A 26595-nucleotide genomic window follows, 5' to 3' on the forward strand; every position below is an offset into this window, starting at 1 on the left:
GTGTGAGGCCCGAAGGTCCCCCACTTTGCTCTTGCGAGATTATGCGGTATTAGCCACCGTTTCCAGTGGTTATCCCCCTCTACCGGGCAGATCCCCAGACATTACTCACCCGTCCGCCACTCGTCACCCGAGGAGCAAGCTCCTCTGTGCTACCGTTCGACTTGCATGTGTTAGGCCTGCCGCCAGCGTTCAATCTGAGCCATGATCAAACTCTTCAATTAAAGTCTGATTTTCCATCACGTGGATGGCGATGCTCTGTGAATTAAAACGTCGTAATGAATTACGTGTTCACTCAACAAAGACTTGATAGTTCATCTGCCCGAAGGCTGTGATATCAATCCTGCGAGTGCCCACACAGATTGTCTGATAAATTGTTAAAGAGCAGTGCCACATATCTCGTGTGGCGCGGGGTGCAGATAATACGCTTTCCCGCTGAAGAGTCAAGAGTTTTTTCTCTTTTCTCTTCCTGAACCGGCGACCGTTAAGCCGTTGTTCCGTGTCAGTGGTGGCGCATTATAGGGACTTCCTGACGCCTGACAAGTGTTTATTCGAAAAAAATAATCAACCGCGTTATTTATCAACAAAACGCCTTTTTTTACTTCGTTTTGCGGGTTAATTCAGCAAATTCGCCGGCAAATCGGGCGACCTGCGCCCAATCGGTATACTCAACTTCTTTACTGGCATCCGTTTCGCCGCCGGTCATCCGCATAATAAGCTGAATCATGATGCGATCGAAAAAGCCATAACGCGGATAGCGCAGCGCGCCAGCAAACACCGCACAGCAATCCGGCTCCCAGGGAGACTGAAGCAGAAACTTGCGGGTATAGGCGTTGGTTTGCGGCGAACGCTTTTCCGGTTTTCTTGCCGTCAGGTTAACCGAGAAAAAACCGCCGGGCCGCTGTTTCAGTTCGCTGAGATGGTGCTTAATGAATTTCGTGACCTGCGGATGGAAATGCCCATAGCGGATGGAAGCGCCAATCAGTACGCGATCGTAGTGCGACCAGTCTATATGCGTCGCATGGAGCACGTTAACGAGCTCGCACTCCTGGCGGCCCTTAAGCTGACTGGCGATATAAGCCGCTATTTCGCGGGTCTGGCCGTCACGGCTGGAAAAAATAATCAACGCTTTCATAACAGTACCAATTTTTACTCACGCCAGAACGTCGGCGTGAACAGGACTAACAGCGTAAAGACCTCAAGACGACCAAACAGCATGGTCAGGATCAAAATCCATTTCGCCATATCATTCATCGTAGTGAAGTTGTCTGCCACTACGCCCAGTCCGGGTCCAAGGTTATTCAACGTGGCCGCCACAGCGGCAAACGCAGAAAAGTCATCAACGCCGGTGGCGATAATCGCCAGCATGCTCAATAAAAAAACCAGCGCATAGGCCGAGAAAAATCCCCATACCGCTTCAAGAATGCGCTCAGGCAGCGCGCGCTGCCCCAGCTTGATAGTGTAAACCGCATTTGGATGGACCAGCCTTTTTAACTCACGCGAGCCCTGTTTGAACAGCAGCAGGATGCGGATCACTTTCAGGCCGCCGCCGGTCGATCCTGCGCATCCGCCGATAAAAGCGGAGCAGAGAAGCAGTACGGGTAAAAAGAGTGGCCAGCGCGAGATGCTGTCGGTGGTGAAACCGGCGGTTGTCGCCATCGAAACCACCTGGAAGAACGCCTGATTCAGCGTCTGCATACCGCTTGCATAAACGTTATGCAGCCACAGCACCAGCGTACACACCATGACCAGCGTGAACTGAACGCCGATAAACATACGAAATTCGGGATCGCGCCAGTAAACGCGCAGGTTACGGCCGCTGAGCAGCGTAAAGTGCAAACCATAATTACAGCCGGAGATCAGCAGAAAAACGGCGATGATCGTGTTGATTGTCGGGCTGTTAAAATAGCCGATACTGGCATCGTGCGTTGAAAATCCGCCGATGGCGATAGTGGAGAAGCTATGACCGATGGCGTCAAACAGCGGCATTCCCGCCAGCCACAACGCGATCATGCAGACCACGGTAAGCAAAACATAGATAAGCCAGAGCGTTTTCGCCGTTTCAGCGATGCGCGGGCGCATTTTGTTATCTTTCAGCGGGCCGGGCATTTCGGCGCGATAGAGCTGCATCCCGCCCACGCCCAGAATCGGCAATATCGCTACCGCCAGCACGATGATCCCCATGCCGCCCAACCACTGCAACATTTGGCGATAAAACAGAATCGCCTTCGGCAGTGAATCAAGGCCTGTCAGCGTGGTCGCACCGGTTGTTGTCAGGCCGGAAAAAGACTCGAAAAACGCATCGGTGAGCGAGAGATTGGGATGTTCGGCAAAAATAAACGGCATGGCCCCGACGCTGCCCAACACGGTCCAGAACAGCACCACAATCAAAAAACCCTCGCGCGGCTTGAGCTCTTTTTTCTGTCTGCGGTTGGGCCACCACAGCAGCGAGCCAATCAGCAGCGCCATAAAAAAGGTTTGGGTGAACGCGCGGCCCGCACCATCACGGTAAATCAATGCCACCAGGCCGGGGAGAATCATCGTTCCGGAGAACAGGATGATGAGCAAACCGACGATGCGGGTAATGGTGCGAAAATGCATTCAGCCGTTCCTTTCCTGACAATAACGAAGTGATTAAAGCGAAGACAGCCGAAGCGCCCCTTTGCTGAAATCATTAAGATTCTGCGTAAACCCGTCAACCTGCGCATGCGGCAGAGCCAGCGTAAGCGCGACAACCTGTGAATATTCACGCTGTAATAGCTGCCCGCTGAAGCGGACTATCATTCTTTCAATATCGGCAAACTGCGCGTAGTCACAGACAAGAGAAAAATTCAGCATGGGCACTTTTTGTCGACGCGGCAACAGCTTCAACGCCTGCTGAACGCCGCCGCCGTAAGCTTTAACCAGCCCGCCGGTGCCCAACTGAATACCGCCGTAGTAGCGCACCACCACTACGGCCGTCTCGCCGATATGATTACCCATTAGCTGAGCAAGCATGGGTTTCCCTGCCGTGCCGGACGGCTCGCCATCATCGGAAAAGCCCAGCTTCTGCGAATCGGAGGGCGCGCCAGCCACCCACGCCCAGCAGTGGTGACGCGCCGCAGGATGCTCGCTTTTCACCCGCTGAACAAAAGCGCGCGCCGCTTCCACGCCATCAGTATGCGCGATGAGCGTAATAAAGCGGCTTTTTTTGATCTCCTCGCTGAAGCTGAACGCCTCAGCGGGAATGTCGTAAGCGTCCATTAATCCAGTTTCAGATCCCGCGTCATATTCTCCACGCGCTGTTCGTGAATGATGACGTTGTCTTCAATACGCACGCCGCCATAAGGTTTTAGCGCGTCGATACGTGCCCAGTCAAAATGGTGGCTGAACTTACCCTCCCGCCACGGCGCGAGCAGCGAATCAATAAAATAGATGCCAGGCTCGATGGTCAACACCATGCGCGGTTGCAGCACGCGCGTACAGCGCAGATAGGGATATTGAGCGGGTGCCGCCAGGTGCGTGCCGCTTTCATCCTGCATAAAACCGGCAACGTCATGCACCTGCAAGCCAAGCGGATGCCCAAGGCCATGCGGCATAAACGGGCCGGTGAGATCGTCCGCCACCATCGCTTCTTCGCTCAACCCTTTCACTAACTGATGTTTCAGCAGCAGCTTCGCCAGACGCAGATGCATCTGCTGATGGTAATCGGTATAGCGCACGCCTGCTTTCAGCGTTGAGATCAGCGCCAGCTCTTCGGTGTTCATATCGCGGATCAGTTCCGCATAATCGCTATCACTGCTGGCGGCATAGGTTCTCGTCAGGTCTGCGGCGTAGCCGTTATATTCCGTTCCGGCGTCAAGCAGAAAACTGCGCGACTGCTCCGGCGGCAGATGGTCGAGCGTTGTGTAATGCAGCACCGCCGCATGCTCATTCAGCGCAACGATATTGCCATAGGGCACGTCCGTATCGCGATGCCCGGTTGCCGCCAGATAGGCGATATTGATATCGAATTCGCTCATGCCGGAAAGGAAAGCTTCTTTTGCTGCGCGGTGGCCGACAACGGCTGTTTTCTGCGCCTCGCGCATGCAGTACAGCTCATAATCAGTTTTAAAAGAGCGATGGTAATGCAGAAAATCGATCGGCTGCTGCGGATTAATCAGCGCAGAGGCGATGCCCAACTGCGCGGCACGCGTTGGCACCGGGCCAATATAGGCGACGTTCTGGCGCTGCGTGGGCAGGAGCTGATTAATATCGTCGACGTTTTTCAGCGCGATAATGTCAATTTCGTCGGTCCAGAAACTTTGCGGCAGCGGCTCAACGTTATGCCAGTAGTCAACCGGCGAATAGAACCAGAGCTTAGGTTTACTGACGCCGTCCACCCACAGCCAGCAGTTTGGCACCGAGGTCACCGGCACCCAGGCTTTGAACTGCGGATTTACCTTGAAAGGGTAGTGGTGGTCGTCCAGAAAAACCGTCAGCAGCTCCCCTGAATGGAGAAGCAGGCCGTCCAGCTTATAGCGAGCCAACAGTTGCTGGGCGCGGCCCTGTAAGACCTTGAGATGCTCCCGGTACAGCGTGACTAACGAATCCATAGCATGACTCCATAATCGTGAATGGCGCGCATTTTATCACAGCCTCACGCAGGATGCCGTCCTGCCGCCGCTGTGATCTTGTTTGCAAATCAGCAAACTCTTGTTTGCAAAAAATTAACATCCCTTCCACACTCACCAGCATCTGGTATGACCAGATCGTTTATCGCTGACTCAGGAGACACACATGCTCTACCAAGGCGAAACCCTGACCGTAAGCTGGCTTGAGGATGGCATCGCCGGCCTGGTCTTCGATGCCCCAGGTTCGGTCAATAAACTCGATACAAAAACCGTAGCCAGCCTCGGCGAAGCGTTGTCGGTGCTGGAACAGCAGCCCGATTTGAAGGCCGTATTGCTCAGCTCAACCAAACCCGCTTTTATTGTCGGTGCCGATATTACTGAATTTCTCTCTCTCTTTGCTGCGCCGCCGGAAAAACTGACGCAGTGGCTGGGTTTCGCCAACGGCATTTTTAATCGCCTGGAGGATCTGGCGGTACCGACGCTCTCTGCCATTCAGGGCTATGCGCTGGGCGGCGGATGTGAATGCGTACTGGCGACCGACTTTCGTATCGCCACGCCCGATGCCCGCATCGGCCTGCCGGAAACAAAGCTGGGGATCATGCCCGGTTTTGGCGGCTCCGTGCGCCTGCCGCGCCTGCTGGGCGCCGACAGCGCGCTGGAAATCATTGCGGCCGGTAAAGATGTTGATGCGGAAAAAGCGCTGGCGCTTGGCCTGGTTGACGCGGTGGTCGCTGCCGATCGGCTGCATGACGCCGCCATAACAATCCTACGTGAGGCCATTGCCGGTAAGCAGGACTGGCGCGCGCGACGTCAACCCAAGCTGGCGCCGCTGCGCCTCAGTAAAATTGAAGCGGCAATGAGTTTTACCATCGCGAAAAGCATGGTGCTACAAACCGCCGGCAAACACTACCCCGCTCCCCTCGCGGCGGTAAAAACCATTGAGGCGGCTGCCGGTCTGGCACGTGATGAAGCGCTACGGCTGGAAACGGCCGCGTTTGTTCCGCTGGCGGGGTCAAAAGAGGCGCGCGCGCTGGTGGGCATTTTCCTCAACGACCAGGCGGTCAAAGCGAAGGCCAAAGCGCTGGCCCGCAATGTCGATATGCCAAAGCAGGCAGCGGTGCTGGGCGCGGGCATTATGGGCGGCGGCATTGCTTACCAGTCTGCGTGGAAAGGCGTGCCGGTCATCATGAAAGATATCAGCGCCGACGCGCTGACGCTGGGCATGACGGAGACGGCCCGGCTGCTCAACAAGCAGCTTGCGCGCGGCAAAATTGACGGCATGCGGCTGGCGGGCGTGATGGCCACCATCAAACCCACGCTCAACTATGCGGACTTTGATCGCGCGGAGATCGTGGTCGAAGCGGTGGTGGAAAATCCCCAGGTGAAAGCCGCCGTGCTGGCCGAAACGGAACAACATATCGGCAGCGAAACGGTTCTGGCCTCCAATACGTCAACCATTCCCATCAGCACACTGGCCCGCGCGCTACAGCGTCCGCAAAACTTCTGCGGCATGCATTTTTTCAACCCGGTGCACCGCATGCCGCTGGTGGAGGTGATCCGTGGCGAGCAAACCAGCGAGGCGACGCTGGCGAAGGTGGTCGCCTGGGCCAGCAAAATGGGCAAGACGCCGGTACTGGTTAACGACTGCCCCGGTTTTTTTGTTAATCGCGTGCTTTTCCCCTATTTCGCCGGGTTCAGTCTGCTGCTGCGCGACGGCGCGGACTTCAGGCAAATCGACAAGGTGATGGAGAAACAGTTTGGCTGGCCAATGGGCCCCGCATGGCTGCTTGATGTGGTGGGCATTGATACCGCGCACCATGCGCAGCGCGTGATGGCCGGGGGCTTCCCCGATCGTATGAAGAAAGCGTATCGCGACGCGATCGACGTATTGTTTGAGGCGAAGCGTTTTGGGCAGAAAAGCCAACAGGGCTTTTACCGCTGGGAAACCGATGCGAAGGGTAAGCCAAAGAAAACCCCCGATCCGGCGGTGGATGAGATGCTGCAAAGCGTCTGCCAGCCAACGCGGGTATTCAGTGATGACGAGATAGTAGCCCGCATGATGATCCCGATGCTTAATGAAGTGGTTCGCTGCCTTGAGGAGAACATCATCGCGACGCCAGCCGAAGCGGACATGGCGCTGGTTTACGGCCTCGGCTTCCCGCCTTTCCACGGCGGCGCCTTGCGCTACCTGGATACGCAGGGCAACGCGCGCTTCCTGGCAGACACGGCACGCTTTCACGATCTTGGCCCGCTGTACCAGCCGCCCGCCGCGCTCGCCGACAAAGCCGCGCGCAGCGAGAGCTGGTATCCCCCGGCGGAATCCATCAGCGACGCCGCGCTGAAGACGGCATGAGGAGTAAAGAAATGGAAAAAGTCGTTATTGTTGATGCCGTGCGTACGCCGATGGGTCGCTCCAAAGGTGGTGCCTTTCGCCACGTGCGGGCTGAAGATCTCTCCGCTCATCTGATGCGCGCCCTGCTCAGCCGCAATCCCGCTCTGGCAGCGGAAAACCTCGATGATGTTTACTGGGGCTGCGTGCAGCAAACCCTGGAGCAGGGATTCAATATTGCGCGCAATGCTGCGCTGCTGGCGGAGATCCCACATCGTGTGCCGGCCACCACCGTCAACCGCCTGTGCGGCTCTTCGATGCAGGCTCTGCACGATGCAGCGCGCGCCATTATGACCGGCGACGCCAGCGCCTGCCTGATCGGCGGCGTGGAGCATATGGGTCATGTTCCGATGAACCACGGCGTGGACTTCCATCCGGGACTCGGCAAAACCGTCGCCAAAGCGGCCGCCATGATGGGACTCACGGCAGAGATGCTGGCGCGTCAGCATCATATCAGCCGTGAAATGCAGGATGAATTTGCCGCGCGATCGCATCAGCGAGCGTGGGCCGCGACGCAGGAAGGGCGCTTTTCGGCGGAAATTGTCCCGGTCAATGGCCACGATGCTGATGGCGTACTCAGGCGCTATGATGCTGACGAGGTGATCCGCGCGGATACCACCGCTGCCGGGCTGTCCGCGCTGCGTCCGGCGTTCGATCCCGTTAACGGCACGGTAACGGCGGGCAGTTCGTCAGCGCTTTCTGACGGCGCGGCGGCGATGCTGGTGATGAGTGAATCGCGTGCTCGCGAACTGGGATTTAAACCGCGCGCCCGCGTTCGTTCAATGGCTGTTGTCGGCTGCGATCCTTCCATTATGGGATATGGCCCGGTACCGGCGTCTCAACTGGCGCTGAAAAGAGCGGATCTGAATATCAGTGATATCGGCATCATTGAGCTGAATGAGGCGTTTGCCGCACAGACGCTCCCGTGCATCAACGATTTGGGCTTGATGGAGGTGCTGGATGACAAGGTCAACCTCAACGGCGGCGCGATTGCTCTCGGCCATCCGCTGGGCTGCTCCGGCGCGCGCATCAGCACCACGCTGATCAACCTGATGGAACAACGCGACGCGCAATTTGGGCTGGCAACCATGTGTATTGGTTTGGGACAGGGGATTGCAACGGTCTTTGAGCGTATGTAATGCGTGTATTCAGAAGACTTCCCGCCTTGCCAGGGCGGGATGGATTACGAATAATCAGATAAAGGCAAAGGCATCGCCGAAAATGCGATCTTCCAGCGCACTGCGCTCGGCGCAGAACCTGTCGCGGGCAATTTTCGCCATCTCAAAGCGTCCTGCAATATAGATATCCTGCGTGTCCAGACTGTCGAAATCATTCATCACCGCCGTCAGCACCGTACCGCTACGCCCCTGCCAGCCCTGATGCGGCTGCTCGACAACCGGAACAATACGCAGATTAGGATGCTTCACCGCCAGCGCATTCAGCTCGTCCAGATCGTAAAGGTGCTTGAGCTCGCGTCCGCCCCAGTACAGGGCGATGTGGCGATTGGGCTGACGCGCAAGCGCGGTGAGCAGGATAGATCGCGTGTAGGAGAAGCCGGTACCGCCGGCGATCAGCACCAGCGGACGACTTTCGTCCTCTTCGCGAAGCCATGCATCGCCATGCGGTATATCCACGGTTATCTGGCGATCCTGCCGGATGCGCTCCATGACGGCCATGGCGTAAAGATTCAGTTCGGACGCGCCGATATGCAATTCAATAATGTCCCGCTCCATCGGCGTGGAGGCGAGCGAAAACGGACGTTTATCGTTATCATCCATTACCACCATCAGATATTGACCCGCTTTAAAGCTGAAGTCAGCTTCCGGCACCATGCGGACACGGTAAACGGTATCGGTTATCGCCTCTACCGAGGTCACTTTGCAGCTTAACGTTGTCATGCGTTCCCTCTTTGGGTCAAATTCGTTTGCCGGGTTTCGTACCATCAAGAATGGCCAGTTCATCCCAAATTTCGTCAATGCGCGCCGTCACCGCCGGATCTTTACGGATAGGGCGGCCCCATTCACGCTGCGTCTCTCCCGGCCACTTGTTGGTGGCGTCCAGACCCATTTTTGAGCCTAACCCGGAGACGGGCGAGGCAAAATCGAGATAGTCGATTGGCGTATTTTCAACCAGAACCGTATCGCGCGCCGGATCCATACGCGTCGTTATCGCCCACATCACGTCGTTCCAGTCGCGCGCGTTGATGTCGTCATCACAGACGATCACAAATTTGGTATACATAAACTGGCGGAGAAAGGACCAGACACCCATCATCACCCGCTTTGCATGCCCGGCGTACTGCTTTTTCATTGTCACCACCGCCATGCGATATGAGCACCCTTCCGGCGGCAGATAAAAATCGACGATTTCAGGAAACTGCTTTTGCAGAATCGGGACAAAAACTTCATTCAACGCTACGCCAAGAATCGCCGGTTCATCCGGCGGTCGGCCGGTATAAGTTGAATGGTAGATAGCATCACGGCGCTGAGTCATATGCGTAACGGTAAAAACCGGGAAACTATCAACTTCATTATAGTAACCGGTATGGTCGCCGTATGGACCTTCGGGCGCCATTTCGCCCGGTTCGATATAGCCTTCCAGCACAATCTCTGCGCTGGCGGGCACTTCAAGATCGTTGGAAATGCACTTCACCACTTCGGTTTTTGTGCCGCGCAGCAGACCGGCGAACGCGTATTCTGATAGCGTGTCCGGCACCGGTGTCACCGCGCCAAGAATAGTCGCAGGATCGGCCCCCAGCGCCACCGAAACCGGGAAACGTTCGCCCGGATGCTGCTGGCACCATTCCTGAAAATCCAGCGCGCCGCCGCGATGGGAAAGCCAGCGCATAATCAGCTTATTTTTTCCGATAAGCTGCTGCCGATAGATGCCAAGGTTCTGCCGCTCTTTATGCGGGCCGCGCGTCACGGTCAGCCCCCAGGTGATCAGCGGCGCCGCGTCGTCAGGCCAGCACTTCATTATCGGGATCTGGTGCAAATCGACCTCATCACCCTGCCAGATTTGCTGATGGCAGGGCGCATCACGCAGACGCTTCGTCGGCATGTTCAGCACCTGCTTCCACTGCGGCATCTTATCGAAAAAGTCACGGAAGCCGCGCGGCGGTTCCGGCTCTTTCAGGAAGGCCAGCAGGCGCCCCACATCGCGCAGCGCGGTGACGTCCTCCTGCCCCATGCCGAGCGCAACCCGGTCTGGCGTACCAAAGAGGTTGCAGAGCACCGGCATGTTATAGCCTTTAGGATTTTCAAACAGCAGCGCCGGACCGCCCGCCCGCAGGGTGCGATCGGCGATTTCAGTCATTTCCAGATCGGGGTCGATCTCTTGCTTAATTCGCTTCAGTTCCCCGCGCTGTTCAAGCAGAGAAAGAAAGTCGCGTAAATCGTGGTATTTCATGACTTCCCATCAGTACATCAGTGAATCGGCCATTATAGGGAGGATTCCGGCCGCGTGCTTAGTTTTTCGCGGTGGGATGAGCGCGCGATCGCCTTTGCGCCTCCCGCAGCCTCTGGCCAGCGATATAAACACAGAGGCGGCGTAGTCTGCCGTAAAAACCGCCACGCACGCCGCCAGCCCTTTTGATTCGGCTATAACTCTGACCACGAGTTTGATATTCTTATCGGTCTGTTTAATAAGAAGTGACGTTATGGAATCCTGGTACTTACTCTACTGCAAACGTGGCCAACTGCTTCGCGCGAAGGAACATCTTGAGCGTCAGGCGGTACATTGTCTCAGCCCGATGATTGAGATTGAGAAGCTGGTTCGTGGCAAGCGTGCTCAGGTCAGTGAACTGTTGTTTCCGAACTATCTTTTTATTGAATTCGATCCGGAAAGGATTCATACCACCACCATCAGCGCAACACGCGGCGTCAGCCACTTTGTACGCTTCGGCTCCCAACCTGCCACGGTTTCGCAGGCGGTTATTACCGCCCTGCAAACGGAGCAGCCAGCCTCTCTTATCGATCCTGAACTACCTGTCCCCGGTGACAGCGTGGTGATCACCGAAGGGACATTTGAAGGCATCAAAGCCATCTTCGCCGAACCCGACGGCGAGGCCCGCTCGATGCTGCTGCTGACGTTGCTGAATAAGCAAATCATGCGCAGCGTCGACAACAAGCAGTTTCAGAAGCTCTGAGTAATCCCCTGCTCTGCTACTGACTCTTCCAGCCGGAACAACCTGCGCGCATTGCGATCGCACTGCTTTGCCAGTGCGTGGCTATCTTCACCGCGTAATCCAGCCACCTGTTGAACAATGTGCGGCAGAAAGCAGGGTTCATTGCGCCTTGAGGTGGGCCTGGGCCGCAAATCGCGCGGTAAAAGATAGGGCGCATCCGTTTCCAGCAGCAGTCGGTCGGCGGGGATCAGCGGCATCAGCTCACGTAACGCAACACCGCGGCGTTCATCACAAACCCAGCCGGTGATGCCAACATACAACCCGGCGTGCAGGCAGGCCTCCAGCTCATCGCGCGTGCCGGTAAAACAATGCACCACCGCGCCCGGCAGCGACGGCAGCCAGGGCGTCAACAGCGAGATGAAGCGATCGTGCGCATCACGGCAGTGGAGAAACAGCGGCATCGACAGCTCTGCCGCCAGTTCAAGCTGTGCGCTAAAGGCAAATGCCTGCTGCTCAGGGCTGGCGATGTTACGATAAAAATCAAGGCCGCACTCACCGATAGCGACCACCTGTTCGCTGATGGCCAGACGTCTGAGAGTGGCTTCCGTTTCTGCCGACCATTCGCCAGCGTGATGGGGTGAACGCCAGCGGTTGACCAGCAGTAGCCCGGACGACGTGCGGCAAGGCTTTGTGCCTGCTGGCTTTCCAGCGCATTGGTGCCGGTGAGCAGTAAGCCCGTGACGCCTGCATCCTTTGCGCGCTTAACCACCTTGTCGCGATCGTTAGCAAACTGGGTGCTGGTAAGATTGACGCCAATATCAAACATAGGATTTTCCATACGTTAACCGCCCTTACGGGCGGTTAAAAGATGATGTGTTGTGTGAGATGCTGATGCTATCTCACTCGGTATCTTCCTGCTCATCCTCATGACGCCGTTTGCCGACATAAAAGCGCGAAAAGAAGATTCCCACTTCGAACAGGGCGTACATCGGGATAGCCAGCAGCGTTTGCGAAAACACGTCCGGAGGCGTCAGTAACATGCCGACCACAAAGGCCCCGACCAGTATGTAAGGGCGCTTTTTCTTCAGATCTTCCGGCGTGGTCAGCCCGGTCCAACAGATCAACACGATGGCAACAGGTACTTCAAAAGAGATCCCAAACGCCATAAACAGCGCCATCACGAAATCGAGATAGTTGTTAATGTCAGTGGCGATCAGAACGCCCTGCGGTGCCGTTTTGGCAAAAAAGCCGAAGGCCAGCGGAAAGACAATAAAGTAGGCGAAAGCCATTCCGATATAGAATAAGAATGAACTGGAAAACAGCAGCGGCATGACCAGCTTGCGCTCGTGGCGATACAGCGCAGGCGCAACAAATGCCCAGACCTGGTAAAGAATGACCGGCACCGACAGGAACACAGAGACTATCATTGTCAACTTCACCGGCGTGAAAAACGGCGAAGCGACGTCGGTGGCGATCATGCTGGCGCCAGCGGGCATCTGTCTCATGAGCGGCGCGGAAACCAGCTGGTAAATATCGTTAGAGAAATAAGCCAGACAGAGAAAGATAGCGACGACGGCAATAATACAGTTTAGTAAGCGCTTACGAAGCTCAATCAAATGACTGATCAGCGGTTGGGTATCTTCAACAGCCATAGTTAACGTTCATCGCCTGGTTGAGTGGTGGAAACTGGCGCCCGGCTGGAGAGCAATGGCTCCGCCTTTGTCGCCGACTCTGGCTCGCTGCCGGGTTTGGAAGGAACCGCCGGAGAAGATGCAGGCGCGCTCGACTGATGTTCGGCCGCCGCTGGCGTAGCGCCATCATGCGCATCATCAGGATTTTTAATCAGGGGATTATGAATGGTGTTCGCTTCATCATCAGCTTTCTCATTTTCACCCAGCCAGGTGCGCTTCATGGATTCCGCTGATTGCCTGAGCTCCTCCATAGACGCTTTGAGCTCTGGTGAAAAGCTGTTCTTGCTGGCCTCTTCCACTTTTTTCAGGCTGTCCTGTAGCTCCTGAAGCTTCAGCTCCTGCGCCAGTTCGTTCTGAACGCTGGTCGCCATAGAGCGCAGCGCGCGTATCCACCCTGCAACGGTTTTAACCGCCACCGGCAGACGCTGAGGGCCCAGCACCACCAGCCCGATAACGAACACCAATACCAGTTCACTAAAGCCTATATCGAACACGGTTTACACCTTGTCGTTTTTAATGTCTTCTTTCTTCGCTTCTGCCTGCTGCTTATCAGCCAGTTTGGCATTGAAGTCAGCATCGTCAGCGCGGGGAGTTTTGTCTTTCTCGTTATCGTCACTCATCGCCTTCTTAAAGCCTTTGATTGACGAACCGAGGTCAGAACCTAACCCACGTAGTTTATTGGTGCCAAAAAGAAGAACAACAATCACGGCAATGATTAATAGTTGCCAGATACTGATACCGCCCATAATTAGCCTCTGATGCGTTGTAAAATCAATTTTGCAGTATATAACAGCAACGGGCGCGATGACGATGTGCAGCCCACGCCAATTTACTTTTCATGACAATTAGCCTGTTTTGCGCCAGCCAATCAGCCAGGTGACGATGCCGCCAGCAACCATCGCGGCCGAAAAGAGATCCCACTCTGGCCGGGTCAACAACGTTGCCGTACCGGTCAGCAGCAGCGTTGCCCCAACGCCGAAAAGGTATCGCGACTGGTGATGCCTGACGCGTTCGGTTTTCAAATCGTGGGTGAGCTTGTCCACGCTGCGCTGCAAGTGCTTGTGCTGTCGCAGGCTGTCATAAAACAGCTCCGGCAGTTCCGGCAGTTTTTCCGCCCAGAACGGCGCTTTCTCTTTGAGCGCCCGCACAATAGCCGGAATGCCAATCTGATCTTTAATCCACTCTTCCAGGAAAGGCTTGGCCGTTTTCCACAGATCCAACTGCGGATAAAGCTGCCGCCCCACGCCTTCAACATAGAGCAATGTTTTCTGCAACAGCACGAGCTGCGGCTGAACTTCCATATTGAAGCGACGTGCCGTATTGAACAGATTGAGCAGCACGTGCCCGAAAGAGATCTCCGCCAGCGGCTTCTCAAAAATAGGCTCGCAGACGGTACGAATGGCGAATTCAAAGTCTTCAACGTTGGTATCCGGCGGAACCCATCCGGAGTCAACATGTAGCTCGGCCACTTTGCGATAATCGCGATTAAAAAAGGCAATAAAATTTTCTGCCAGATAACGCTTATCTTCTTTATTGAGCGAGCCCACAATGCCGCAGTCGATGCCAATATACTGTGGATCTTCCGGATGCTCATAGCTGACAAAGATGTTGCCAGGATGCATGTCCGCATGGAAGAAGCTGTCACGAAAAACCTGAGTGAAGAAAACCTGCACGCCGCGTTCAGCCAGCAGCTTCATATTCACGCCGTGCTGCTCAAGCGCAACCACGTCTGAAATAGGAATACCGTAAATGCGCTCCATGACAAGCATCGTTTCGCTACAGTAGTCGGAATAAATCTCCGGCACGTAGAGCATCTTGCTGTTATCGAAATTGCGACGTAGCTGAATGGCATTTGCCGCCTCGCGCAGCAAATTCAGTTCATCAATCAGCGTTTTTTCATAGTCCCTGACCACTTCCTGCGGGCGAAGCCGGCGCCCGTCCGGCAGCAAACGGGGCACCCAACGCGCCATGCGATGAATAAGCTTCATGTCGGCGACGATAACCGGCAGGATGTCCGGCCGGATAACTTTAATGACGACTTCTCTGCCGTTTTCCTTCAGGGTAGCGGTATGCACCTGGGCGATAGAGGCCGATGCCAGCGGCTTGATATCAAAATTGTCGAACAGCGCTTCCACCGGCTTGCCGAGCGAAAGCTCAATCTGCTGCTTCGCCAGTACGCCATCGAATGGCGCGACACGATCCTGAAGCATCGCCAGTTGATCGGCGATATGGGGCGGAAAAAGATCGCGCCGCGTGGACATCATCTGACCAAACTTAATCCACACCGGGCCAAGCTGTTCCAGCGCAAGCCGCAGGCGCTCGCCAAGCGGCAACTGAGGATGTCGGTTAGGCATCCAGAACAGGCTTTTACGCCACAGGCGAAGTGGAACGGTCAGGCGCATCACGGGGATCAACTCATCAAGCCCGTAGCTTAAAAAAACGCGGATGATGAAATAGAGGCGGCGAATTTCTCCAAACGTCATTTAGCCTCCAGCGCATTGAGGCGAGCGTCCAGCGTTGACAACGCGCGATCAACGGCATCCACTTCTTCAGCAAACCAGGCCATTTCAAGCGCGCCTGGCGCAATGCGCCACTCTTCGGTCAGCGCCTGGCCCAGATAGTCCTGCTTGCGCTGCACGTCTCCGCGCACAAACTGCACACCGCGACGCCCCAACTGGCTTATGCCATGTGCGATAACGTCGCCGGTCCAGGGCGCCAGATACTCCGCCGGATCAAGTTCGGCCAGATCCAGCAGCGCAGAAAACTGTTGTACAACCTGGATATCACCCGTGACGTCCAGCTCGCCACTGCGGATCAGGCTGGTAAGCTGCTGACGATCCCGCAATTTTGGTAGCGTCGAGAGTCGGGTTTTCACCGTGCAATCGTGGACGTCGCCCCACTCGGTCAGCACATCAAGCTGTTTTTCGCTAAAAACAAAGGTTAGCGGCTGCCTGATTTCAGTCAGTTCAACACAGAGGCTTTTCCCCGCCAGTCGCTGACGTGCCACTTTCAGGCTGCGATCGCGGTAGAGAATTTTATTCAGCGCCGTTTCCAGCCCCGCAGTTAACAGCGGCGTTAAGGTCATTCGCATTCCTGTTTAAAACTTAAACCCGCGGTGAAGCGCAACGATGCCGCCGGTAAGATTGTGGTAATGCGTATTTTCAAATCCCACATCGGCCATCATCTGTCGCAGTGTTTCCTGGTCCGGGTGCATACGGATGGATTCAGCAAGGTAACGATAGCTACCGGCATCTTTTGCCACCAGCTCGCCAATGCGCGGCAGTACGTGGAAAGAGTAGGCATCGTAGACTTTGTTTAATGGCTCAAGCAGCGGTTTGGAGAACTCCAGCACCAGCAGGCGTCCGCCGGGCTTCAGCACGCGAAACATTGAGGCCAGCGCCTTCTCTTTTTCAGTGACGTTACGCAGACCAAAGGCGATAGTAATACAGTCGAAATAGTTATCCGGAAAAGGAAGCGCCTCAGCATTGGCCTGAACATAGCTCACGTTGCCAATAATGCCTTTATTACGCAGCTTTTCGCGCCCCACCTTTAACATCGAGCTGTTGATATCCGCCAGCACCACTTCGCCGGTTTCGCCGACAAGGCGCGAAAACTTAGCGGTGAGATCGCCCGTTCCGCCCGCCAGATCGAGCACGCGCTGCCCGCGCCGTACGCCGCTACAGTCAATGGTAAAGCGCTTCCAGATGCGGTGAATACCAAACGACATCAAATCGTTCATCAAATCGTACTTTGCCGCCACGGAATGGAAAACGTCAGCCACCCTTTCGGCCTTATCGCTTTTCGCTACCGTCTGAAAGCCAAAATGCGTGGTGTCCTTTGATTCATCTGCCATTTGTTTTGCCTGCTCTGCAATCAATTATCTGCCAAGTGTACCAGAGTCATCCAGCCCAGGCACGCGGCCAGGCGGCTTATTCGTTGACGCGTCCGGCAGCATCAGCGTCGTTGAGGAAATAGACATCGGAGCTGTCTTCCTGCGCTTCATCACCGATATCAGCAGGGTGTTCAGGCGTTGCCTGAGCAACGATTTGCGGGTTAATTGGCCGCTTCACCTCAACCCCCATATGACGGAAGCTTTCCGTTTGCGCTATCAGATTGCCGCGCCCCTCGGAAAGCTTTTTCATCGCCTGACGATAGCTGCCCTGCGCTTTATCCAGGCTCTGCCCCACCGCAGACATGTCGTCGACAAAAAGGCGCATCTTGTCATAAAGCTTCGCTGCACGATCTGCGATCCGCTGCGCGTGACGGCTTTGATGTTCGTAACGCCACAGGTTAGTGATTGTTCTCAGCGCTACCAGCAGCGTTGTGGGGCTTACCAGCATGATATTCTGGTTCAGTGCCTCGTTAATCAGCTCCGGCTGACGGTCAATCGCCAGCAAAAATGCGGGCTCGATCGGGATAAACATCAACACATAATCCAGGGAACGTAAACCGGGCAATTGTTGATAATCTTTTCGACTGAGTAAGCGCAGATGGCTGCGAATCGAGGCAACATGCTCGCCGATGGCCGCTTCACGTTGCACCTCGTCTTCACTGTTAAAATAGCGTTCGTAGGCCACCAGCGTCATTTTGGCGTCAATGACCACATCTTTACCCTGAGGCAGCCGAACGATGACGTCAGGCTGCATCCGACCCTTCTGCTCAAGCTGAATATTCACCTGCGTTTCATACTCATGACCTTCGCGCAGTCCTGATGCCTCCAGTACTCTGCTGAGCACCACTTCGCCCCAGTTACCCTGCGTTTTATTATCGCCTTTCAACGCCTTAGTCAGGTTGATCGCCTCCTGCGCCATCTGCGCGTTCAGCTGTTGAAGGTTACGAATTTCGTGCGCAAGCGTATGACGTTCGCGGGCTTCCTGACCGAAGCCATCCTGAACCTGACGCCGAAACCCCTCCAGTTGTTCACGCAGAGGCGCTATCAGGCCGTTCAGACTCTGCCGGTTCTGCTCATCGACGCGCCGCCCGCTGTTCTCGAAAATGCGGTTTGCCAGATTTTCAAACTGCGTATTCAGCCGCTGTTCACTGTTAACCAACATGCGCTGTTTCTCTTCCGCAGCCAGACGCGTCTCTTCAAGACGGATCGCCAGCTCGCGAAGTTCGACCTCCTGCGCGCTATTAATCTCAAGCTGGTTACGCAGTTCGCGAGTGAGCTGTTCGCTTTCGCCGCGCCAGTGATCGAGGTGATGCAGCTTTTCCTGTGCGGCCGCAAGCGCGCCATGCAGTTGGCGTAGCTCAATTTCACTCTGTTTCTGCGCCTGCTGGTGACCATTAAGCTGCTGTTCAAGCCTTTCACGCTCCTGACGCAACTGCTCAGCCGACTGCCTGAGTAGCTGACGTTCGGTTTCATGTCGCTGCTGGCCGCGAAACCAGGCAAGCAGCCAGCCCGCAATCAGGCCTGCAAGTCCGCAGCCAATGCCATAAATGAGTGTGGCGTCCACGCGCATTCTCCTTTCCTGTGCTCTCTTCGGGAAAAGGTAGAGGCGTACTGTATGAATGTCCACACAAAAGAGAGAATGTAACGCCAGCGGCGCTGATTTCATGCAGAATCTGGACGCGTCTCGTAAAACGGCCGGCGTGACGGGTTGAGCAGGGCCGAATGCTCTTCGGCCCCTGAGGATTAGATTAAACGACGGGCGGCATCAACAACGATACGTACGGCATCGATCTCTGTACGTTTCATCGTTTCTGCGTCAGGAATCTCCTGCTGGGTGCGATTAACGATAACGCCAGCAACCATCCCGGCACGTAACCCCTGACTGGCGCACATGGTGAGCAGCGTGGCCGATTCCATTTCATAGTTCAGCACGCCCATTTGCTGCCACTCCTTCATTGAATTCTGGAATCGGCTGACCACGCGCCCCGAAAAAGTATCGTAGCGTTCCTGGCCCGGATAGAAGGTATCGGAAGAGGCCGTAATACCGATGTGCGTGGTGGCGCCCGCCGCTTTTGCGGCCTCAACCAGCGCGGTGGTGCAGGTAAAGTCCGCCACGGCCGGGAATTCGAGCGGTGCAAAGTGCTGGCTGGCGCCATCAAGCCGAACAGAGCCGGTGGTGACCAGCACATCGCCAACGCTGATATCAGGCTGTATCGCGCCCGTAGTGCCCACGCGCAGGAAAGTACGCACGCCCAGCTGCGCCAGTTCCTCAACGGCAATGGATGTTGAAGGCCCGCCGATGCCCGTTGAGCAGACGATAACTGCTTTTCCGTCAATTTCCGCGCGCCAGGTGGTAAATTCACGATGGGAAGCGAGATGAACCGCATTGTCCATCAGGGCGGCAATTTTCTTCACCCGCTCAGGATCGCCTGGCACAATCGCCAACGTCGCGCCCTGTAAATCGGACCGGGTTAACCCAAGGTGAAAAACGTCTGACTGAGCCATTTTCAAAACTCCTGCAACGAAAAGATAAGGGTAGCAAGCCGCTAAGATACGATAAAGCTGATAGCCTTTATGTGAGCAAACTCACTTAGGAAATGAAAATTACAGACCAATCTTTATTAAAAAGTGATTTTCATCACAATTTATTTTTCCGGCGCCTCGTTTTTTCCTTGTTTTGCGTAGCGTCTCGTATCCCTCACAAAAGCGCTTTCCGGCTTAAAGCCAATCCTGGCTATAGTTAGCTGATTGCATCCCTGCACGGAGAGGACAATGAAATCTGACGATAACACGACGCAAAAAAACACAGGGTTCGCTGCTGCGGTGTCACCCACGGCTTCAACCACAATTATCACCGATAATGCCGATATCCAGTCTGGTGAAACGTCTATCCCTACGCAGGGCGATAATATGCCTGCTTTCCACGCCAGACCGCGCGATGTAAAGGAGCCGTTGCCGGTGATTCTGGTCGTTCAGGAAATTTTCGGCGTGCATGAGCATATCCGTGATATCTGTCGCCGTCTGGCGGCGGAAGGCTACCTTGCCGTTGCGCCTGAGCTCTATTTCAGACAGGGCGATCCTGCTGAATATACTGATGTTTCAACGTTGTTGAGTGAGCTGGTCAGTAAGGTGCCGGACACGCAGGTACTGGCCGATCTTGACCATGTGGCTAACTGGGCCTCACGCAACGATGGCGACATTCGCAATATGGCCATTACCGGCTTTTGCTGGGGCGGCAGGATCGTCTGGCTCTATGCCGCACATAATCCGCAGTTGAAAGCAGGCGTGGCCTGGTACGGAAAACTGGCGGGTGAAAAAACGCTGAAGCAGCAGAAGCATCCGGTTGATACGGCGGTCGATATGAATGCGCCCGTATTGGGCCTGTATGGCGGCCAGGACAATGGCATTCCGCAGGAGAGCGTTGAAACCATGCGCCAGGCGTTGCGTGCGGCCAACTCAAAATCGGAAATTGTGGTCTATCCCGAGGCAGGCCATGCATTTAATGCTGATTATCGTCCGAGCTATCACGAGCCATCGGCTAAAGACGGCTGGCAGCGAATGCTGACGTGGTTCCGCCAGTACGGCGTGAAATAAAAAAGGGCGCACAGCGCGCCCAACTCGTACAACACAGCACAAGAGATCAGGCTTCTGTTTTACGCAGGTTCTGCGCCGCCTTAACCATATTCGCCAGCGCCTGCCGCGTTTCCGTCCAGCCGCGCGTCTTGAGGCCGCAGTCCGGGTTAACCCACAGGCGCTCTGTAGGAATACGCCGCGCGGCTTTAAGCAACAGCGCTTCAATGCTTTCCACGTTTGGCACATTTGGCGAGTGAATATCATAAACGCCCGGGCCAATTTCGTTTGGATAGTCAAACACTTCAAACGATTCAAGCAGTTCCATATCCGAGCGTGACGTTTCAATAGTGATCACATCCGCATCCAGCGCTGCAATGGAATCCATGATGTCATTGAACTCGCAATAACACATGTGGGTGTGGATCTGCGTATCATCCTGCGCCACGGCGGCATTGAGGCGGAAGGCTTCGACGCCCCATGCCAGATAGGCTGCCCAATCCGACTGACGCAGCGGCAGACCTTCGCGCAGCGCGGGTTCGTCAATCTGAATGATGCCGATGCCCGCTTTTTCCAGATCTTCCACTTCATCACGCAGCGCCAGAGCGATCTGTTTAGCGATGGTTTCACGCGAAACATCTTCACGCGGGAAGGACCAGCAAAGGATGGTCACCGGACCGGTCAACATGCCTTTTACCGGCTTGTCGGTCAGTGACTGCGCGTACTTCGCCCATTCAACGGTTATGGCTTCAGGACGGCTGACGTCGCCGATAATGACCGGGGGCTTAACGCAGCGTGAACCGTAGCTCTGCACCCAGCCATTCTGCGTAAAGGCAAAACCATCAAGGTTCTCGCCAAAGTATTCAACCATGTCATTACGTTCGGCTTCGCCGTGTACCAGCACGTCCAGCCCTAAACGCTCCTGCTCCACAATGGCCTGCTTGATGTGTTCAGCAATGCCGGTGCGGTAGTGGCTGCCGTCCAGGCGCCCCTGTTTGAAGTCCAGGCGCAGGCCACGGATCTCAGTGGTCTGTGGGAAGGAGCCGATAGTGGTGGTCGGCCAGGCCGGCAGGTTAAAACGCTGACGCTGAGCCTCGGCGCGAACCGGATAGCTGCTGTTGCGCTGGCTGTCCTTTGCGCCGATCGCCGCCAGACGTTTGCCCACCGCCGCATTGTGCACGCGGGAGGATTCACGACGGGCGCGAATGGGTGCGCTCCAGGCATCCAGCGACTGTGGATCGTTATTGTTCAGCGCCTTACTGAGTAGCGACAATTCACTACATTTTTGCAGCGCGAAAGCGAACCAGCTTTTCACTTCCTCATCGAGACGGGTTTCGACGCTCAGGTCGATTGGGCTGTGCAGCAGTGAACAGGAGCTGCCGATCCAGAGCTGCTGACGTTTGCCGATCAGCGGCTGAAGACGCGCAAACCAACTGCTGAGATCGGCGCGCCAGACGTTACGTCCGTTGACCACGCCAACGGAAAGCAGCCAGTCGGTCGGCACTTTTTCATTCAGTTCAACGATATCATCTTTACCGTGTACCAGATCCACATGGAGTCCCTGCACCGGCAACCCGCGAATGGTGTTCAGATTTGTGCCTGCGCTTTCGAAATAGGTGGTGAGCAGCAGTTTGCTGCGCCCCTGTAATGCGTCGTACGCCGGTTTAAAGGCGTCCAGCCACGCCTGCGGCAGCTCAAGCACCAGCGCAGGTTCATCAATTTGCACCCACTCAATACCGCGCTTCGCCAGTTCTGCCAGCACCTGCTGGTAAACGGGCAGAATATCGTTTAGCAGACTCAGGCGGTCAAACTGCTCGCCCTTCACTTTGCCCAGCCATAAATATGTAACCGGGCCTAACAGAACAGGTTTCACCTTGTGACCGAGCGCCAGCGCTTCATCCACCTCGTCCAGAATTTGAGTCCAGGTCAGTGAAAACTGCTGGCCTTTGGTGAATTCCGGCACCATGTAGTGATAGTTAGTGTTAAACCATTTGGTCATTTCTGCGGCGGCGGCTGGCTCGCCGGTTGGCGCACGGCCGCGTCCGATGCGGAACAGCGTATCCAGATCGACAGAGCCGTCTTTGTTCTGATGGCGGGCGGGAACGTTGCCCAGCAGCAGGCTGGTAGTCAGCACATGATCGTACCAGGCGAAATCGCCAACCGGCAGCAAATCCACACCCGCGTCCTTCTGCTGTTGCCAGTGGCGAGTGCGCAGCTCGCGGCCGGTCGCCAGCAGGGCTTCCTGCGAACTGTTGCCCGCCCAGTAACTTTCTTGTGCTTTTTTCAGTTCGCGGCGCAGGCCGACGCGAGGGAATCCGAGTGTATGGTTCAGAATAGTCATCAGTGCTTACCTCAGTTACCGCCCGTTGTCGTGGCAATCAGGCTTTTAGACGTCCAGATGTTTACACATCTATAATCCGCAGGTACTGTACTAACCACAAGCGCAAATTGTTCATTGTCGATGTGAAGGACTCTCATGATCGAATTCAAACACCTGCGAACGCTACAGGCGTTACGAACTACCGGTTCCCTGGCCGCCGCCGCCGCGCAGCTTCATCAAACGCAGTCGGCGTTATCACATCAGTTCAGCGATCTGGAGCAGCGTCTGGGCTTTCGCCTGTTCGTGCGTAAAAGCCAGCCGCTGCGCTTCACGCCGCAGGGTGAAATACTGTTACAACTGGCCGAGCAGGTGCTGCCGCAAATCCAGCAGGCGCTTCAGGCATGCCATGAACCGCATCAAACCACGCTGCGTATCGCTATAGAATGTCATAGCTGCATTCAGTGGCTGACCCCGGCGCTGAACAATTTCCGCCAGAGCTGGCCGCAGGTGGTGATGGATTTTAAATCCGGCGTTACCTTCGATCCGCAGCCTGCGCTTCAGCAGGGCGAACTGGATATCGTGCTGACCTCCGATATTCTGCCGCGCAGCGGCCTGTTTTATTCGCCGATGTTTGATTTTGAAGTGAGGCTGGTGCTGGCGCCGGATCATCCACTGGCCCAGGCCGATAAGATTTCACCGGAAGACCTGGCGAATGAAGTGCTGATGATCTATCCGGTACAGCGCCAGCGGCTGGATATCTGGCGGCACTTTCTACAACCGGCGGGCGTCAGTCCCGCGCTGAAAAGCGTGGACAATACTTTGCTGCTGATCCAGATGGTGTCTGCCGGAATGGGCGTCGCCGCCCTGCCGCACTGGGTGGTGGAAAGCTTTGAAAATCAGGGGCTGGTGGTAACAAAAACGCCGGGCGAAGGTCTGTGGAGCCGTTTGTATGCCGCTGTGCGCGACGGCGAACAGCGGCAGCCGGTTCTGGACGCGTTTATCCGTTCGGCGCGGCAGCACGCCTGCGAACATCTGCCACGGGTGCGCGATGCGTCTCTTTCCGGCGCGCTCCTGCCGCAGAGCCAAACCTGACCGCAGCGCGTCGGCGGTTTTCCTGTTTATCAACGCATTTGTCTTTATAATGCCCGGATGACCACCATTATCTGACGGGTAAACATGACAAACAACGATGTGCTGCGCAGCGTGCGCTATATGCTGGATCTGAGCGATGCTCAGATAGTAAAGATCCTTGCGCTGGCAGAAAGCCAGGTTGAAGAAGCGGAAGTGCACAGCTTTTTGAAGAAAGATGACGATCCGGCTTTCAGAGCCTGCCCGGACGTGATTATGGGCTATTTCCTGAACGGCCTGATTTTTCAGCGTCGCGGCAAAAGCGAGGACGCGCCTGCGCCGTCCATCGAACGCAAAATGACCAACAATATCATGATGAAAAAACTGCGCGTGGCCTTCGATCTGAAAACTACGGATATCATCGACATCCTGAAGCAGGTTGATTTTGCGGTGGGCCCGGCAGAGATTGGGGCCATTTTCCGTAAACCGGGCCACAAAAACTATCGCGAATGCGGCGATCAGATTTTACGTAATTTCCTCAAAGGATTAACGAAAAGAGTGCGTCCTGCCGTTTCATAATTCTCTCTATATCAGGTGGTGAAATATCACCTGATATATAATTTCAAATGCATTTAAAAATCGAATAATTTCTAATTAGCCGTTTCCTCATGCGCGCTGCCAAATTAATATTTGACTCTGACAATGTCAGAAATTAATCTCTCGGACGAGGTATTCAACCTCTTAATGAAATTAATGAGTAATAAAAGGATTTTAATATGAGAGAATTAAAAAGTACTGAAATCGAAGCGGTAAATGGCGCAGGTAAAATTCAGGATTCCCTGAGTAACGCTATAGGATCGTTTTTCGGCAATATTTTTGAAAGCTTCAAGCCTGCGGCAGAACTGGGGTATACCAAAGAAGATTTCACTGGCGTTGGTAAAGACCTGGGTAATCGCGTTGGCTCATTTGTCGAAAATATTTTCGACGGCATTGTAGATAAAATTAACGAATGGATTAAATAATATTCGTTATTTTTCGGGAAATAACTGTTTATTTCCCGATTTTATTAAACGTCTGCTTTTATTTTATTACCCACCGTCGATGCACCCACAACGAAGCGCATATTACCGCGCCGCCAATCAGAAAACTTGTCCAGTGCGGCTGCTGCTGCCAGATGGCTAAATTAACTAAAAGACCAGCAGGCACATGCATATTATTCATGATGCCCAATGTCCCGGCATCAACCTGTGTGGCGCCGTAATTCCACATGAAATAGCCCAGCCCGGAAGCTACCACGCCCAGCCAGAGCAGAATGCCCCACTGAAGCGAGGTGGTAGGCAGTTTGTTCGGATTGCCCCACAGAAACCACGCCACCACCGCCACCAGCGCAGCGCCCAGATAGAACCAGGAAAAAGCGGTGTGCTGCGGCATGGGCCTCGTCTCCTGCAACCGCTTGTAACCAACCATACCCACGGCAAAACAGATATTTGCTAACTGCACCAGCAGCAGGCCAAACCAGAAGTTATCGCTCACTCTGTCGTAGCGAATGATCGCAGCACCCACTACCGCCAGCAGCGCGCTGGCGGCGTAGCCCAAACGCACGCTACGCCCGCGCAGCAGATCGTAAATCAACGTGATATAGAGCGGCGTCAGTACGGTAAACAGCAGCAGTTCCGAGACGCTGAGATACAGATAGGCCTCGAAACTGATTAAATACATGATGCCAAGCTGGAGCGCGCCCACGGCCATATAGAGCATCAGCGTCGATGGACGATAGCCTTTGGCACGCAGAAAAGGCAGAAACACCGCCGCCGCCAGCAGCAGCCGCACCAGTACGGAAAAAACGCTGTCCACCTGCCCGGCGAGATAGACGCCAATAAGGCTGAAAGAAAATGCCCACAAAACTGTGGTGACAATCAGTAATGTCACAATGAAGAACCTGCCAGTGAAAAGTGGCGACAGAGTAGCAAAAACCGGCAAACGGCAGAGAACTATTTCGTTGACAAGTGCGCAAACCATAACCTTTCCTGACTTTCTTTTGAGAACATAAACGCGCAGAAGCGAAAAACAGAGCTTTTACGATTGCGCTCAATAGTGATAAATCTCACATTCTCATGGCTAAGAAGTGAAATGTTTTCGTGAAATACGACACACAAACGATCGCTCTGTCATAAATCTGTAACAATTGCGCTCTTCTTCACGGATTCTTTGTTTCTTCTCACTTATCCTGCGCGCGAAATGGAACATTTCATTCCATCTTCACCTGTTCTCTGGCGCGCCGCAGGGCGCATAAAAATAAAACACTATCGTGCCATTGGAGGCCACATGCTCAGTATTTTCAAGCCAGCGGCACATCAGCCGCGCGTCGACGACGCACGGGTAGATCCGCTCTACCGCAAACTGCGTTGGCAAATCTTCCTGGGGATATTTTTCGGTTACGCTGCCTACTATCTGGTGCGTAAAAACTTTGCGCTGGCTATGCCCTATCTGGTCGAACAGGGCTTCTCGCGCGGCGATCTCGGTTTTGCGCTTTCCGGCATTTCCATCGCCTACGGTTTTTCTAAATTCATCATGGGCTCGGTTTCTGACCGTTCAAACCCACGCGTGTTTCTGCCCGCCGGATTGATCCTGGCCGGTGCCGTCATGCTGTTTATGGGCTTTGTGCCCTGGGCCACGTCGAGCATTATGGTGATGTTCGTGCTGCTGTTTCTCTGCGGCTGGTTTCAGGGGATGGGCTGGCCGCCCTGCGGACGCACCATGGTCCACTGGTGGTCGCAGAAAGAGCGCGGCGGCATCGTTTCCGTCTGGAACTGTGCGCATAACGTCGGCGGGGGTTTACCTCCGCTACTGTTTCTGCTCGGCATGGCGTGGTTTAACGACTGGAAAGCCGCGCTCTATATGCCGGCTTTCGGCGCTATTCTGGTTGCGCTGATTGCCTTCGCCCTGATGC

24 protein-coding genes, 1 rRNA gene and 1 pseudogene are annotated in these 26595 nt (G+C 55.0%); 8 read left to right on the plus strand and 18 right to left on the minus strand.

Annotated elements, in window-relative coordinates; all coding sequences use genetic code 11:
* The 5 genes from GS12_RS17850 to pepQ all read right to left on the minus strand — a co-directional run.
* Positions 1–221: ribosomal RNA gene (locus GS12_RS17850) — 16S ribosomal RNA — on the minus strand; the annotation flags it as partial.
* 374 nt (positions 222–595) lie between these two features.
* The gene (gene hemG, locus GS12_RS17855) at positions 596–1132 is read right to left on the minus strand and encodes a menaquinone-dependent protoporphyrinogen IX dehydrogenase (RefSeq protein ID WP_034918720.1); all 537 of its coding nucleotides are present in this window, start codon (positions 1130–1132) and stop codon (positions 596–598) included.
* Positions 1133–1146: 14 nt separating this feature from the next.
* Positions 1147–2598, minus strand: a complete 1452-nt coding sequence (trkH, locus tag GS12_RS17860; RefSeq protein WP_034918718.1) for a Trk system potassium transporter TrkH — start codon at positions 2596–2598, stop codon at positions 1147–1149.
* 33 nt (positions 2599–2631) lie between these two features.
* Positions 2632–3240, minus strand: coding sequence for an IMPACT family protein (locus GS12_RS17865; protein ID WP_034949337.1), 609 nt, complete (start codon positions 3238–3240; stop codon positions 2632–2634).
* Positions 3240–4571 carry a Xaa-Pro dipeptidase gene (pepQ, locus tag GS12_RS17870; protein WP_034949339.1) on the minus strand — a complete coding sequence of 444 codons (1332 nt, stop codon included), beginning with the start codon at positions 4569–4571 and terminating at the stop codon, positions 3240–3242. The genes GS12_RS17865 and pepQ overlap by 1 nt, the downstream gene beginning before the upstream one ends.
* A gap of 184 nt (positions 4572–4755) precedes the next feature.
* Between pepQ and fadB the strand changes: the two genes are divergently transcribed.
* Both fadB and fadA read left to right on the plus strand, forming a co-directional pair.
* Entirely contained in the window at positions 4756–6942 is a 2187-nt protein-coding gene (fadB, locus tag GS12_RS17875) for a fatty acid oxidation complex subunit alpha FadB (protein WP_034949341.1), read from the plus strand.
* 11 nt (positions 6943–6953) lie between these two features.
* Positions 6954–8117 (plus strand): acetyl-CoA C-acyltransferase FadA, encoded by a 1164-nt coding sequence (fadA, locus tag GS12_RS17880; RefSeq protein WP_034949343.1) that lies wholly within the window; start codon positions 6954–6956, stop codon positions 8115–8117.
* 54 nt (positions 8118–8171) lie between these two features.
* Here the strand turns inward: fadA and fre are convergent, their stop codons facing one another.
* Together fre and ubiD are read right to left on the minus strand one after the other, a co-directional pair.
* Positions 8172–8876 carry an NAD(P)H-flavin reductase gene (gene fre, locus GS12_RS17885; RefSeq protein WP_034949345.1) on the minus strand — a complete coding sequence of 235 codons (705 nt, stop codon included), beginning with the start codon at positions 8874–8876 and terminating at the stop codon, positions 8172–8174.
* A 16-nt stretch (positions 8877–8892) separates the two neighbouring features.
* Positions 8893–10386 carry a 4-hydroxy-3-polyprenylbenzoate decarboxylase gene (ubiD, locus tag GS12_RS17890; RefSeq protein ID WP_034949347.1) on the minus strand — a complete coding sequence of 498 codons (1494 nt, stop codon included), beginning with the start codon at positions 10384–10386 and terminating at the stop codon, positions 8893–8895.
* A 250-nt stretch (positions 10387–10636) separates the two neighbouring features.
* Here ubiD and rfaH point away from each other — a divergent pair, with 250 nt between their 5' ends.
* Positions 10637–11125 (plus strand): transcription/translation regulatory transformer protein RfaH, encoded by a 489-nt coding sequence (gene rfaH / locus GS12_RS17895; protein ID WP_034949349.1) that lies wholly within the window; start codon positions 10637–10639, stop codon positions 11123–11125.
* On the opposite strand, the pseudogene tatD reads toward rfaH, so the two are convergent.
* The 9 genes and pseudogenes from tatD to udp form a co-directional block, all read right to left on the minus strand.
* Positions 11113–11942: pseudogene (gene tatD / locus GS12_RS17900) on the minus strand (3'-5' ssDNA/RNA exonuclease TatD). The gene rfaH and the pseudogene tatD sit on opposite strands and share 13 nt — an antisense overlap.
* Before the next feature lie 61 nt (positions 11943–12003).
* On the minus strand, positions 12004–12756 hold the full coding sequence (gene tatC / locus GS12_RS17905; protein WP_034949351.1) for a Sec-independent protein translocase subunit TatC: 753 nt from the start codon (positions 12754–12756) through the stop codon (positions 12004–12006).
* Between the two features lie 2 nt (positions 12757–12758).
* Positions 12759–13289: a Sec-independent protein translocase protein TatB gene (tatB, locus tag GS12_RS17910; RefSeq protein WP_034949353.1), complete on the minus strand. Its 531-nt coding sequence runs from the start codon at positions 13287–13289 to the stop codon at positions 12759–12761.
* 3 nt (positions 13290–13292) lie between these two features.
* A complete protein-coding gene (tatA, locus tag GS12_RS17915) occupies positions 13293–13541 on the minus strand; it encodes a twin-arginine translocase TatA/TatE family subunit (protein ID WP_034918691.1) in 249 nt (82 codons plus the stop codon).
* Between the two features lie 99 nt (positions 13542–13640).
* Positions 13641–15278, minus strand: coding sequence for a ubiquinone biosynthesis regulatory protein kinase UbiB (ubiB, locus tag GS12_RS17920; RefSeq protein WP_034949355.1), 1638 nt, complete (start codon positions 15276–15278; stop codon positions 13641–13643).
* The gene (gene ubiJ / locus GS12_RS17925) at positions 15275–15880 is read right to left on the minus strand and encodes a ubiquinone biosynthesis protein UbiJ (protein WP_034949358.1); all 606 of its coding nucleotides are present in this window, start codon (positions 15878–15880) and stop codon (positions 15275–15277) included. The genes ubiB and ubiJ overlap by 4 nt, the downstream gene beginning before the upstream one ends.
* Positions 15881–15892: 12 nt before the next feature.
* Positions 15893–16648 (minus strand): bifunctional demethylmenaquinone methyltransferase/2-methoxy-6-polyprenyl-1,4-benzoquinol methylase UbiE, encoded by a 756-nt coding sequence (ubiE, locus tag GS12_RS17930; protein WP_034918685.1) that lies wholly within the window; start codon positions 16646–16648, stop codon positions 15893–15895.
* 76 nt (positions 16649–16724) lie between these two features.
* The gene (rmuC, locus tag GS12_RS17935; protein ID WP_034949369.1) at positions 16725–18251 is read right to left on the minus strand and encodes a DNA recombination protein RmuC; all 1527 of its coding nucleotides are present in this window, start codon (positions 18249–18251) and stop codon (positions 16725–16727) included.
* Between the two features lie 179 nt (positions 18252–18430).
* Positions 18431–19192: a uridine phosphorylase gene (gene udp / locus GS12_RS17940; protein ID WP_034949360.1), complete on the minus strand. Its 762-nt coding sequence runs from the start codon at positions 19190–19192 to the stop codon at positions 18431–18433.
* A gap of 267 nt (positions 19193–19459) precedes the next feature.
* On the opposite strand from udp, the gene GS12_RS17945 reads away from it, so the two are divergent.
* Positions 19460–20281, plus strand: a complete 822-nt coding sequence (locus GS12_RS17945; protein WP_034949362.1) for a dienelactone hydrolase family protein — start codon at positions 19460–19462, stop codon at positions 20279–20281.
* Positions 20282–20327: 46 nt separating this feature from the next.
* Here GS12_RS17945 and metE read toward each other — a convergent pair whose 3' ends face one another.
* Positions 20328–22598 (minus strand): 5-methyltetrahydropteroyltriglutamate--homocysteine S-methyltransferase, encoded by a 2271-nt coding sequence (gene metE / locus GS12_RS17950; RefSeq protein WP_034949364.1) that lies wholly within the window; start codon positions 22596–22598, stop codon positions 20328–20330.
* 135 nt (positions 22599–22733) lie between these two features.
* Between metE and metR the strand changes: the two genes are divergently transcribed.
* The 3 genes from metR (at position 22734) to GS12_RS17965 (ending at position 24667) form a co-directional block, all read left to right on the plus strand.
* Complete coding sequence (metR, locus tag GS12_RS17955; RefSeq protein ID WP_034949366.1) at positions 22734–23669, plus strand: HTH-type transcriptional regulator MetR; 936 nt, start codon at positions 22734–22736, stop codon at positions 23667–23669.
* An 84-nt stretch (positions 23670–23753) separates the two neighbouring features.
* Positions 23754–24224, plus strand: a complete 471-nt coding sequence (locus GS12_RS17960; protein WP_034918674.1) for a YehS family protein — start codon at positions 23754–23756, stop codon at positions 24222–24224.
* Between the two features lie 197 nt (positions 24225–24421).
* Positions 24422–24667 (plus strand): hypothetical protein, encoded by a 246-nt coding sequence (locus GS12_RS17965; RefSeq protein WP_034949368.1) that lies wholly within the window; start codon positions 24422–24424, stop codon positions 24665–24667.
* A 58-nt stretch (positions 24668–24725) separates the two neighbouring features.
* On the opposite strand, the gene GS12_RS17970 is transcribed toward GS12_RS17965, so the two are convergent.
* Positions 24726–25574, minus strand: a complete 849-nt coding sequence (locus GS12_RS17970; protein WP_034949371.1) for a carboxylate/amino acid/amine transporter — start codon at positions 25572–25574, stop codon at positions 24726–24728.
* 396 nt (positions 25575–25970) lie between these two features.
* On the opposite strand from GS12_RS17970, the gene GS12_RS17975 reads away from it, so the two are divergent.
* Positions 25971–26595 (plus strand): MFS transporter (locus tag GS12_RS17975; protein WP_034949373.1); only part of this gene is annotated, 625 nt, incomplete at its 3' end.

Source organism: Erwinia oleae (assembly GCF_000770305.1).
GTDB classification, from domain to species: Bacteria; Pseudomonadota; Gammaproteobacteria; order Enterobacterales; family Enterobacteriaceae; genus Erwinia; species Erwinia oleae.

Coding starts and splice junctions, on each gene's coding strand:
- ubiJ (WP_034949358.1), bottom strand. CDS start 15,880: ATGACCTTAACGCCGCTGTTAACTGCGGGGCTGGAAACGGCGCTGAAT.
- GS12_RS17960 (WP_034918674.1), top strand. CDS start 23,754: ATGACAAACAACGATGTGCTGCGCAGCGTGCGCTATATGCTGGATCTG.
- GS12_RS17945 (WP_034949362.1), top strand. CDS start 19,460: ATGAAATCTGACGATAACACGACGCAAAAAAACACAGGGTTCGCTGCT.
- fadB (WP_034949341.1), top strand. CDS start 4,756: ATGCTCTACCAAGGCGAAACCCTGACCGTAAGCTGGCTTGAGGATGGC.
- ubiE (WP_034918685.1), bottom strand. CDS start 16,648: ATGGCAGATGAATCAAAGGACACCACGCATTTTGGCTTTCAGACGGTA.
- hemG (WP_034918720.1), bottom strand. CDS start 1,132: ATGAAAGCGTTGATTATTTTTTCCAGCCGTGACGGCCAGACCCGCGAA.
- fre (WP_034949345.1), bottom strand. CDS start 8,876: ATGACAACGTTAAGCTGCAAAGTGACCTCGGTAGAGGCGATAACCGAT.
- metE (WP_034949364.1), bottom strand. CDS start 22,598: ATGACTATTCTGAACCATACACTCGGATTCCCTCGCGTCGGCCTGCGC.
- tatA (WP_034918691.1), bottom strand. CDS start 13,541: ATGGGCGGTATCAGTATCTGGCAACTATTAATCATTGCCGTGATTGTT.
- trkH (WP_034918718.1), bottom strand. CDS start 2,598: ATGCATTTTCGCACCATTACCCGCATCGTCGGTTTGCTCATCATCCTG.
- udp (WP_034949360.1), bottom strand. CDS start 19,192: ATGGCTCAGTCAGACGTTTTTCACCTTGGGTTAACCCGGTCCGATTTA.
- GS12_RS17965 (WP_034949368.1), top strand. CDS start 24,422: ATGAGAGAATTAAAAAGTACTGAAATCGAAGCGGTAAATGGCGCAGGT.
- fadA (WP_034949343.1), top strand. CDS start 6,954: ATGGAAAAAGTCGTTATTGTTGATGCCGTGCGTACGCCGATGGGTCGC.
- metR (WP_034949366.1), top strand. CDS start 22,734: ATGATCGAATTCAAACACCTGCGAACGCTACAGGCGTTACGAACTACC.
- GS12_RS17865 (WP_034949337.1), bottom strand. CDS start 3,240: ATGGACGCTTACGACATTCCCGCTGAGGCGTTCAGCTTCAGCGAGGAG.
- ubiD (WP_034949347.1), bottom strand. CDS start 10,386: ATGAAATACCACGATTTACGCGACTTTCTTTCTCTGCTTGAACAGCGC.
- rfaH (WP_034949349.1), top strand. CDS start 10,637: ATGGAATCCTGGTACTTACTCTACTGCAAACGTGGCCAACTGCTTCGC.
- pepQ (WP_034949339.1), bottom strand. CDS start 4,571: ATGGATTCGTTAGTCACGCTGTACCGGGAGCATCTCAAGGTCTTACAG.
- ubiB (WP_034949355.1), bottom strand. CDS start 15,278: ATGACGTTTGGAGAAATTCGCCGCCTCTATTTCATCATCCGCGTTTTT.
- tatC (WP_034949351.1), bottom strand. CDS start 12,756: ATGGCTGTTGAAGATACCCAACCGCTGATCAGTCATTTGATTGAGCTT.